Raw genomic sequence first — 9,834 nt, 5'->3', positions numbered from 1 at the left:
GGCAGCCCCCGATGGCGCAACCGCCCCTGATGGCGCGACCGCGCCGTCCGGGGCCGGTGCAGCGGCGGTTCCGGACGCCGAGGTCGCGGCGACTGCCGGAGAAACAGTCAGGGCCGCGATCGCAGTCAGTGACAGAAGCGTCACTCTCAGGGGTCTCTTGGGGTTCTTTCCAGCGAGTCTCGCGTTCATGAGGTCCTTCCATGTCCACCCACGGAATTGCCTTACGTAAACAGCACTACGCACTCAAGCGCCCGGGCGGATATTGGATGTTGCAGGGTTCAGAGACATGACCGCGCAAGCGATCAAAACTCACGGTAACGGTATGAACACATTGAGTCAACCGCTCAAGAAGACTCTTCGTGGGCACTCGCAAACGGGGCGCAAGCCCTCATCCGGAACAAGCTCAGCGGCGCACCGACTCGGAACGGCGAAGGCCTCAGACGGCGTCGCGGGCGACGGGGCAGGTCATGCAGTGGGCCCCGCCGCCGCGCACGTCGGCTGACACCACACGACTCGTCCCAGAGCTGGTTGCCATTGTCACCACCGCCGACTCGCCGTTAACCGTCGCCGGCTATGAGGAAGTCGTAACCTCACCCCCATGGGAGTGGTTGATGATCTTCGCCGAGTGGCGGCGGCAACACCCCACTTGGACGGGTTGGAGTCGCGGCGGGAGCGTGCACAGGGGCTTAGCTCCTCGGGGCGCGCCCTGCGGCGCTCGGCCGTGCTCGTCCTATTCGGGGTGGGCGAGCAGGCGGCATCCCGCGGGGTGCGCGCCGACGGCGAGGGGGCATCGGTGGACGACCTCGACGTCGTTCTCACGCTGCGCTCCGCGGCGGTGAGTCACCACCCCGGCGAGGTCGCCTTCCCCGGCGGCGGGCTGGAGCCGACCGACGGGGGCGATCCCACGGCAGCGGCTCTGCGCGAGGCATGGGAGGAGGCGGGCATCGAGCCGTCCGACGTGGATGTGCTCGGCGCGCTGCCGGAAGCGGCGCTGACCGCTTCGGCGAACCTGGTGACTCCGGTGCTCGGCTGGTGGGCGACCCCTCGGGATATGCGGCTGGACGGCACCGAGACGAGGTGGGCGATGCGGGTTGGGGTAGGTGCGCTCGTGGATCCGGCGGCTCGGCGTACGTGGGTGCTGGAGCGCGGCGGACAGGTGTGGCGGGGCCCCGCCTTTGTCACCCGCGACGACGGGCCGCTCGTATGGGGGTTCACCGCTGCGGTGCTGTCCACGGTGATCGATGCCGCGGGCTGGACGGTGCCCTGGGACGAGGCGCGGGAGATCAGCGTCGTCGGGAAGTGAGCGGCGCAGTCGCCTCGGACACCCGAGCAAGCTCGGCGTCACTCGGCTCAATCGCGCGTGTACGGCAAGGCCTCTCACGCGACTCAATCGCCTCAGACACCCGAGCAAGCTCGGCGTCACTCGGCTCAATCGCGCGTGACCGGGCAGGTCATGCAGTGGGCCCCGCCGCGGCCGCGCACCAGCTCGACGCCGGGCGTCTCGATGACCTCCACGCCCGCCCGGCGCAGCACGTCGTTGGCCCGCTGGTTGTGCGCGTAGCCGATGACCCGCCCGGGCGCCAGGGCGACGACGTTGCAGGAGTCACGAGACAGTTCGCGCAGTGCCTCGGCCTCATCGGACATGTCGGGGCTGATTACCTTGAAGGCGTCGATGCCGGCGGCTCGGGCCAGGACGGCGTCCATGTCGCCGCCGTCGTGGACGGTGACGCGCAGGGCGGAGCCCTTGGTGGAACCGTGGTTGGCGCCGGGTTCGATCTCCACGGTGGTGACGTCGTTGAAGCCGGAGAAGCGCAGGTAGGTGTCGGGGGCGACCATGGTCATGAGGGTGTCCAGGTGCATGACGGCGTCGAGTTCGGTGTAGAAGGCGCGGTCGGGCATATGGATGCCGATGACCCGGTCGGCGACGCCGTCGGCGAAGAGCCGAGTGGCCAGGCGCTCCACGCCGGCCGCGCTGGAGCGGTGGGTGAGCCCCATGACCAGGGTGCGGTTGCCCAGCACCTGGAAGTCACCGCCCTCGACGGTGGCCGGGGAGGCGCCGTGCGGCTCCACCCACAGTGGCCCGCGCTCGCCCCGGCCCCGGTCCGACGACGTCGTCCCTCCCCCGCCCGGCGCAGGAGCCAGGCCGACGCGGTCGGCGAAGGCGGGGTGGAAGCGGTAGACGGCCTCGTAGTTGACGGCCTCGCGGCGCCGAGGAGCCAGCGCCATGGTGTTGACGGACACGCCGCCGTACAGCCAGGCGGAGGTGTCGCGGGTGAACAGGTGGTTGGGCAGGGGGGTGACCACGAACTGCCCCTCCAGGGTGGACAGGTAGGTGGTGGCGAACAGGGTGGCGGCGTCGGCGGGGTCCAGGCGCTCGCGCAGCTCGTTGCGGGTGATGCCGGCCAGGAGGACCTCGGCGAGTTCGGCGTCGGGCAGGCCGCCCAGGAAGTCGATGAGCACCTCGGAGGTGGACACGCCGACCGCCTGCGGGCCGACGGTCTCCTCCAGGACCAGGCGACGGGCCTCGGGGACGGCGAGGGTCTCGGTGAGCAGGTCGCGGAAGTCGTGGACGATGACGCCCTCGGCCCGCAGGATGGCGGTGAAGGCGTCGTGCTCGGCCTGGGCGCGGGCGATGTTCAGGGCGTCGTCGAACAGCAGGGAGTTGGCGTTGATCGGCGTGATGCGGGCGATCTCCCGCCCGGGCCGGTGGACGATGACCTCGCGCAGGCGGCCGGTCTCGGAGTCGACGCGGCCACCGCCGGCCGAGCGCGCGATGACCGTGCGGTCGGCGGTGTCCGAGGCGGTTTGGGGACTCTGCGTCATGAGCGTCATGGGCACAGGCTAGCCGGGTCCAGCGCCGGGCGTGTGCGCGGCGGGGTGAAGCCCGACGGTTCGTGCGCTCCGTCTGACGGTTCGTATGTTTGTCTGAATGTTCGTGTGTTCCGGTCGACGATTCTCTACTTGTGGCGACGGTTCGTGGGGTAGATGCAGGGAACCGTCGTTGTTCATGGGGAATCGTTGTTGCTACCTGACGAACCGTCACACACGAGGAGCACGCCGATCCCTCCACCCATTCGGGGCGACCCGCGCACCGGGAGCCTCCAGGAGAGGTGATTGTCATGATCCGGGACAAACGAGCCTAAACACCCGCCAGGGGCGATCCGGCGCCCGCATGATTCCAAGGTTTCGCCCGCGCCCGCCAACACTGCCAGGCCCGTTTGTCCCCACTGGTGACACTCCCGGCCACTGCACAGCGGCATGCGTGCCAAGGCAAGCTGCTTGCTGCCGGCAGCAGCCGGCACACCCGCAGGAGGACAGACCTCGGGGCCCTCTCACGTCCAGCGGGCAGCATCGAGTCGGCGCACCCGCAGGTAGGCAGCCCAGCACCCCACGACACCAGACTCCACCACCACACCCACAAACCAGAAGAACCGGTACGGCCCGGCCAGCGCGGTGAGCCGTGCGCGTTGCTCCACTCAAGCGTGCGTCGGCGGACACGAGAACAATCAGCTGAACAACCTGACGAAGGTCAGCTGTTCGGGCACACCTGCGCGGCATAGAGTGGAGTGGTGGGGGCGCCAGCCTACACGCTGTCACGCTGACACCAACGCCGTGGATAACCGCGGTCTTGGGCACATTCATTCAGTGGCTACGACTTCGAGATGGCAGTAACTAGACCGGCCCTCTACACCGACGCTTCTCCCCTGGTTCCGAAGGAATCCCGCATGAGAAGGTCGCTGCAGGAATTACGCGGGTACGTCGTGCTCGCGGTGATGGTTGTCATGGTCACGGCGCCGATGTACCTCGCCCTGGCAGCAGTCGCCCTTCTACCCGTCGGCAGACCCAAGTACGGCGGCCTCACGCTGGTTTGGCTGCCGCCGCTTCTGATGCTGACCTGGCTGGCAGTGGTGATCCTCTGGGGCGACTTCGTTTCCAAGTCGCACGTGGGCAAGTTCCTCGGCGAGGCGCTAGAACTCGTCGTGCAGGCATCTGCCATGGCGCTGATCGGCGTCCTGCTGGCGGAACCCCTGCCCGCGATCCTAGTGTTCGGCACGACGGCGCTGCTCTCCTTCCTACCGCTCTACTGGCTGTACGGGAAGATGCCCGCGCCAAAGGGAGACGACCAATAGCACCCCGGCCGACAGCAGTGACACCATGCGGAACATCCGGCTTACATAGCAGTCTCGCACGACAACCCTGACGAAGATCAGTCTATGATTCGGCTCATACTTTCCCTACACTCACCCTGATAGGTATCGGCCGATCGCAGATCGACGGGCGAAATCCAATCAGGAGAACCCATGGCGACCACAACACAGGAATCCGACTCCCGCTGGCGCCCAGCGATCCCGCTCTGGGCCCTGGCTTCCGGGAGGGCCTTCATGGCTCTGCTTGATGGACTCGGTCTTGGCATCGTCACAGGGATCTTGTCGGCGTTGACCCACATGGGCCTGACTATCGACCGCGTGGTCGCATTCGCGATCGTGGCCGCAGTCATACGGGAGGTTCTCGACGCGACGGCGTCGCGGCTGATCATGCGAGCCAAGCGGTCGCAGGACCCCGAGGGACCGACCCTGACTGTCATATCGCTCATCTGCCCAGCCGTTGCAGGCTCCGCCGCTGCCACGCTGCTTGCGTCGTCCTCAATACTCACCCTCACCCTGGTGACCTGGATCTTCTACATGGTCATCATCGTCACGATTGAGAAGCCTTGGAACACCACCCTCAACCACGAGGAAATGATGAAGCGCGGCCGCCAAGTGCGCCTGATGACACGCGAGCACTTCGCCGAGGAGATTCAGGACGGCCGTTTGAACTTTTCCGAAATAGACGATGAAGGCTACTACGTTGACGAAGATGGCAACCGGATCGAAGAAGACGACTGAGCCAAGCATGACGGCTCTTCCGGTTTAAGGGTGTGACGGCGCGGCCGGCGGGCGCACGACGGTTCGTGCGTTACGGTCGACGATTCGCTACTTCCTGCGACGGTTCGTGCATCTACCCCACAACCGTCGCAGTCCATAGCTAATCGTTGGTACTACCTGATGAACCGTCACTGAAGCACACGCCCCTCCGCTCCCTCAGGGCGGATCGCGCAGCCGAAGCCCTGGGTGGGTGAATGTCATGATTCGGGACAAACGGGTCCGGCGGCGTTGGTAGCCGTGGGCGAAACGTTGGAATCATGCGGGTGCCGGATCGCCCTGGCGGGCGTTCAGGCTCGTTTGTCCCGAATCTTGCATCACTCCAGGTCACCGCACAGCGGACTCCGCGCCGATGGCGCGCCACTATTCGCCGCACCCGCAAACCGGAGGAAGCACAAAACCGGTACGACGCGCCCTTACCCTGTGCGCATGAGCCAGTCGTCAACTGCCGAGCCGTCGCCCCACCCGCTGCCGCAGCGGGTCTCGGAGATCTTCGATCCTCTCCGCTGGCGCGACGTCGCCGGCTTCGCCAACCGCGGCGACGGCCCGGGCGCGCTTACCGACGTCACCTACCACCGCGGCTGCGAGCGCGACGCCAACGGCGCGTGGGTGCGCGACCTGCCGGTGGTGCGGGTGGCCCTGGATCGTCCCGAGCTGCGCAACGCCTTCCGCCCACACACCGTCGACGAGCTGTACCGGGTGCTCGACCACGCACGCATGAGTGGCGACGTCGGCGCCGTCATCCTCACCGGCAACGGTCCCTCCCCCAAGGACGGCGGCTGGGGCTTCTGCTCCGGCGGCGACCAGCGGGTGCGCGGACGGGACGGCTACCTGTACGAAAAGAGCGACGACGACGCCGGGGCCACCTCCACTGCCGGGGCGGACGCCGGGACGTCACGCCCCGACGCCGTAGACGAGGCCGCCGCGGCCGCGCCCACCGACAACCACGACGCCGCCGTCGCCGCCCAGCGCGAGCGCCTGGACGCCGCCCGGGCCGGGCGACTGCACATCCTGGAGGTGCAGCGACTCATCCGCACCATGCCGAAGGTCGTCATCGCGGCCGTATCCGGCTGGGCGGCCGGCGGCGGACACTCCCTGAACGTGGTCTGCGACCTCTCGCTAGCCTCCGCCGAGCACGCCCGCTTCAAGCAGACCGACGCCGATGTGGGCTCCTTCGACGCCGGCTACGGCTCCGCCCTGCTCGCCCGGCAGGTCGGGGACAAGCGGGCCCGCGAGATCTTCTTCCTGGCCCGCACCTACGACGCCGCCACCGCCGAGCGCTGGGGCGTGGTCAACGAGGCGGTCCCCCACGCCGAGCTGGAGGAGCGGGCCCTGGAGTACGCGCGCATCGTGGCCGGCAAGTCGCCGCAGGCGATCCGCATGCTCAAGTACGCCTTCAACCTGGCCGACGACGGCCTGGCGGGCCAGCAGGTCTTCGCCGGGGAGGCCACCCGCCTGGCCTATATGACCGACGAGGCCGCCGAGGGGCGTGATGCCTTCCTTGAGCGCCGCAAGCCGGATTGGTCGCCGTTCCCCTACTACTTCTGAGCGTCCGTGCCCGGCTCCGCGGCCGCGTCCTGATAGCCGGGCGCGTCGCGACGTGCCCGCTCACAAGCCTCCCACACCTGGTCCAGACGGGACTCCACGGCGCGACGCGCAACAGACAAGTCACCAGGTTCACCCGCGTCCTCGAGCACGTGCAAACGCACGCGACCGAACTCGGAGTCATAGACGGCGCGGTACCGGATGCGCCTGCCCAGGCGACGCTTCTCAACAATGATCAGTTCCTCGCGCCGCCGCGGCCAAGGCAGGTAGTCCCTGCCTATACGCACGCCCCGTCCCGTCACCTGCACGGTCCGGGGGTACAGCAGAAAACGGTGGGCGCCGTACCAGGCGGCCCCATAAGCCACAAAGTAGAGCAGCGCCAACAAGGGGAACCCCAGGTCCGCCGCGTGCAGGGACCGCGGGAACGCCTCCAGGAAGAAGGACACGACCATGATCGACAGACCTAGTGCGAACGGCATGATGCACGTCAGCCCGATCCCCAGGACGGCACAGACAACGCCCAGTGCGGTTCCGCCGTGCTCATCGTCCCTTCGGTAATAGATCACGGCGCCACCCTATGCGCTTGCCGGGCGTGTATGGAGCTGTACTCGGCGGCAACCGCTCCCGCCCGCCACGCGGCTTGGACACAGGCGCTGCGGCGTGAAATCGTTGGTCGACACCGATGAGCGCGCGCCGTGGGCGCCTGCTCGTCATCGCCGCGGCGGCCCCGCCGCAATACCCGGAGGTTCCCACATGCCCACCTGGATCACCCGCCTGCTCGGCTCGACCGAGCCGTCCCGCCGCCGCGTCGGCGTGGCGACGCTCGTCGGCCTCATCGCCGGCACCTTCTCCGCCCTGGTCAAGTTCGGCTGGGAGGTGCCCTTCCCGCCGCGCACACCCGGCATCCGCTCGGACACGAACCCGCCGCAGGCCATGCTGGAGTGGTTCGGCATGTCCCCGGAGACCTCGCACCTGACGGTGACGTTCTCCAACAACGAGCTGCCGATCATGTCCTTCATCGTGCACTTCAGCTTCGCGATCGTCTTCGGCCTGATCTACTGCATCGCCGCCGAGTACTTCCCGCGGATCAAGCTGTGGCAGGGCGCCGTCTTCGGCGTCTTCGTGTACGTGGGCGCGCACGTCATCGTGATGCCGCTGCTGGGCTGGGCGCCAAACCCCTTCCCCTGGATCGACGGCGCCCAGACCTGGTCGGAGCACTTCTCGGAGTTCTTCGGCCACATCGTGTGGATGTGGTCCATTGAAATCGTGCGCCGCGACCTGCGCAACCGCATCACCCGCGAGCCCGACGCAGAGGTCGCCCTGGAGGCCGCCACCCGCTGAGCCCCTTCGCTTCCCGACGACGGCGCCCGCCCCGACTCTCCTGCCGGGGCGGGCGCCGTCTGTGCTACCCCGGTCAGCGGCCCAGGAGCGTCAGAATGTGGCGTCGCAACCGCTGGAACTCGGGAGCGGCCTCGTCACGCCCCAGCCCCTCGGGCACGCGAATGTCCTCCACCACGTGCGCGGGCCGCTCGGAGAGCACGATGACGCGGTTGGACAGGCGCAGTGCCTCCTCCACGTCGTGGGTGACCAGCACCGCGGTGAAGCCCTGCGAGGCCCACAGGGAGGCGATCTCGTCCTGCAGGGTCAGGCGGGTGAGCGCGTCGAGCTTGCCGAAGGGCTCATCCAGCAGGAACAGGCGCGGCCGGTTGACCAGGGCCCGGGCCAGGGCCGCGCGCTGCGCCATGCCGCCGGACAGGGTGGTCGGGTAGGCGTCGGCGAAGTCGCGCAGCCCCACCACCTGCAGCGCCGCCTCGACCCGCCGCGGCTCCAGGCGTCCGCGTGCCTGCGGACCCAGGGCGACGTTCTCGCGCACCGTGCGCCAGGGCAGGAGCGTGGCGTCCTGAAAGGCCAGGGCCCGCTCGGGGGCGGTGCCGGTCACGGCCTCGCCGTCGACGACGACGCTGCCCTGACTGGGAGTCTCCAGCCCCGCCAGCAGCCGCAGGATCGTGGACTTGCCGCAGCCGGACTGACCCACCAGGGAGACGAACTCGCCCGGGGCGATGTCCAGGTCAATGCCGTCCAGCACCGGCAACTGGTCCGGCTTGGCGGACTCGGCCTCATACCGAGCCCGGGCGGCGGGGGAAACCAGTCGCATGAGGGCCGGCACCCAGCCGTGGTCGACGTCGTGCCGCAGCGGGTAGTGGTGGCTGATGCCGGCCAGGCGCACCTGGGCGCCGCGCGACGCGGCGCCGGTGGTGGGGGTGCCCGCGGTGTCCGCCTGCGCCGGCGCAGAAGTCGTAGAAGCGGTTGAGGGCGTTGAAGCAGTCATCGTTTACCACCTCACCAGGTCCTGCTGCCAGGCCAGCAGCGAGGAGCGCAGTTTGAACAGCAGAATCATCAACGCGCGGCAGAAGATGATGAGCACGGCCAGGCCCACGTACATGCGCGGGTAGTCGGCCCACCCCTTGACCCAGTTGATGTACCAGGCGAGTCCCTGGTCGACGCCCACCAGCTCCGCGGTCATCAGCGCCGCCAGGCTCGTGCCCAGGCCCGTGAACAGTCCGGTGAGCATGTCGGGCAGGGCCGCCGGGATGGCGATGCGACGCACCAGGAAGGACTCGCTGGCGCCCAGCGTGCGGGCCACGTCTATGTAGGAGCGGGGCACCGCCCGCACGCCGGCGCGGGTCATGGTCGCCATGGGGAACCAGGCCCCGAAGGCGACGATGAAGGCGGCCGAGGCGTATGTCGTCGGCAGGATGAGCACCGCCAGCGGCAGCAGCGAGGCCGCGGGCACCGGCCCAATCGTCTGCAGCAGCGGGTGCAGCCAGTAGTCGGCCCGCCGCGACCAGCCCATGAGCAGGCCCGTGATGAAGCCCAGCACCGACCCGACGGCATAGCCGGTCAGGAACAGCAGCGCGGAGGACCCCAGGCACCTCGCCAGCAGCGTCCAGTCACCGCGGAAGGCCTCGATGAGCACCTCCGGGGCGACGAAGTAGGGCGGGTCCAGGAGCCCGGATTTGACCGTGGTCAGCTGCCAGACGATGAACCACGCCCCGAAGAACACGATCCAGGGCAGCCGGTGGGCCAGTGCCCCCGCGGCGGGTGTGTTCGGGCGCGCCAGGGCCACCGCCGTCCACAGGCCCAGCGCCACGATCCAGGCGCCGACCCCGGCGAGCAGCGGCGTCGTGCTGGCCGTGCGCGCGTCGGCGGCGTCGGGCACCGCCGCGACGACGGCGGCATACAGGATCCAGACGGCAAGCGCCGCTCCGGCGAGACGGGTCAGGCGGGCACGTCGACCCGCGGTCGCAGAGGGGCGGTCGGGCGGCGTCGCAGCAGTGCCGGCCGGGGCCGAGTCGTCGGCGGGAAC

General features: G+C 68.8%; 9 protein-coding genes. 5 read left to right on the top strand and 4 right to left on the bottom strand.

Features of this window, described 5'->3' with window-relative positions:
- Positions 1 to 598 precede the first annotated feature (598 nt).
- Positions 599 to 1,303: an NUDIX hydrolase gene (locus BN1056_RS00570; RefSeq protein WP_210578242.1), complete on the top strand. Its 705-nt coding sequence runs from the start codon at positions 599 to 601 to the stop codon at positions 1,301 to 1,303.
- 125 nt (positions 1,304 to 1,428) lie between these two features.
- On the opposite strand, the gene BN1056_RS00565 is transcribed toward BN1056_RS00570, so the two are convergent.
- Complete coding sequence (locus BN1056_RS00565) at positions 1,429 to 2,823, bottom strand: arginine deiminase (RefSeq protein WP_210578270.1); 1,395 nt, start codon at positions 2,821 to 2,823, stop codon at positions 1,429 to 1,431.
- Between the two features lie 902 nt (positions 2,824 to 3,725).
- On the opposite strand from BN1056_RS00565, the gene BN1056_RS00560 reads away from it, so the two are divergent.
- The 3 genes from BN1056_RS00560 (at position 3,726) to BN1056_RS00550 (ending at position 6,470) form a co-directional block, all read left to right on the top strand.
- The gene (locus BN1056_RS00560) at positions 3,726 to 4,130 is read left to right on the top strand and encodes a hypothetical protein (RefSeq protein ID WP_210578241.1); all 405 of its coding nucleotides are present in this window, start codon (positions 3,726 to 3,728) and stop codon (positions 4,128 to 4,130) included.
- A gap of 171 nt (positions 4,131 to 4,301) precedes the next feature.
- On the top strand, positions 4,302 to 4,886 hold the full coding sequence (locus tag BN1056_RS00555; protein ID WP_210578240.1) for a hypothetical protein: 585 nt from the start codon (positions 4,302 to 4,304) through the stop codon (positions 4,884 to 4,886).
- Positions 4,887 to 5,351: 465 nt separating this feature from the next.
- Positions 5,352 to 6,470, top strand: coding sequence for a 1,4-dihydroxy-2-naphthoyl-CoA synthase (locus tag BN1056_RS00550; RefSeq protein WP_210578239.1), 1,119 nt, complete (start codon positions 5,352 to 5,354; stop codon positions 6,468 to 6,470).
- On the opposite strand, the gene BN1056_RS00545 is transcribed toward BN1056_RS00550, so the two are convergent.
- Positions 6,461 to 7,033 carry a hypothetical protein gene (locus tag BN1056_RS00545; RefSeq protein WP_210578238.1) on the bottom strand — a complete coding sequence of 191 codons (573 nt, stop codon included), beginning with the start codon at positions 7,031 to 7,033 and terminating at the stop codon, positions 6,461 to 6,463. The genes BN1056_RS00550 and BN1056_RS00545 overlap by 10 nt on opposite strands.
- A 187-nt stretch (positions 7,034 to 7,220) precedes the next feature.
- Here BN1056_RS00545 and BN1056_RS00540 point away from each other — a divergent pair, with 187 nt between their 5' ends.
- Positions 7,221 to 7,808, top strand: coding sequence for a YagU family protein (locus BN1056_RS00540; protein ID WP_210578237.1), 588 nt, complete (start codon positions 7,221 to 7,223; stop codon positions 7,806 to 7,808).
- Positions 7,809 to 7,881: 73 nt separating this feature from the next.
- Here BN1056_RS00540 and BN1056_RS00535 read toward each other — a convergent pair whose 3' ends face one another.
- Both BN1056_RS00535 and BN1056_RS00530 read right to left on the bottom strand, forming a co-directional pair.
- Complete coding sequence (locus BN1056_RS00535) at positions 7,882 to 8,796, bottom strand: ABC transporter ATP-binding protein (protein ID WP_210578235.1); 915 nt, start codon at positions 8,794 to 8,796, stop codon at positions 7,882 to 7,884.
- Between the two features lie 3 nt (positions 8,797 to 8,799).
- The coding region (locus tag BN1056_RS00530; protein WP_425306087.1) for an ABC transporter permease at positions 8,800 to 9,834 on the bottom strand (1,035 nt) is incomplete at its 5' end.

It is taken from the genome of Actinomyces succiniciruminis, from assembly GCF_900002405.1.
Taxonomy (GTDB): domain Bacteria; phylum Actinomycetota; class Actinomycetes; order Actinomycetales; family Actinomycetaceae; genus Actinomyces; species Actinomyces succiniciruminis.
The sequence above is the reverse complement of the archived record's forward strand: the minus strand, read 5'-3'. Positions and strand labels throughout refer to the sequence as shown.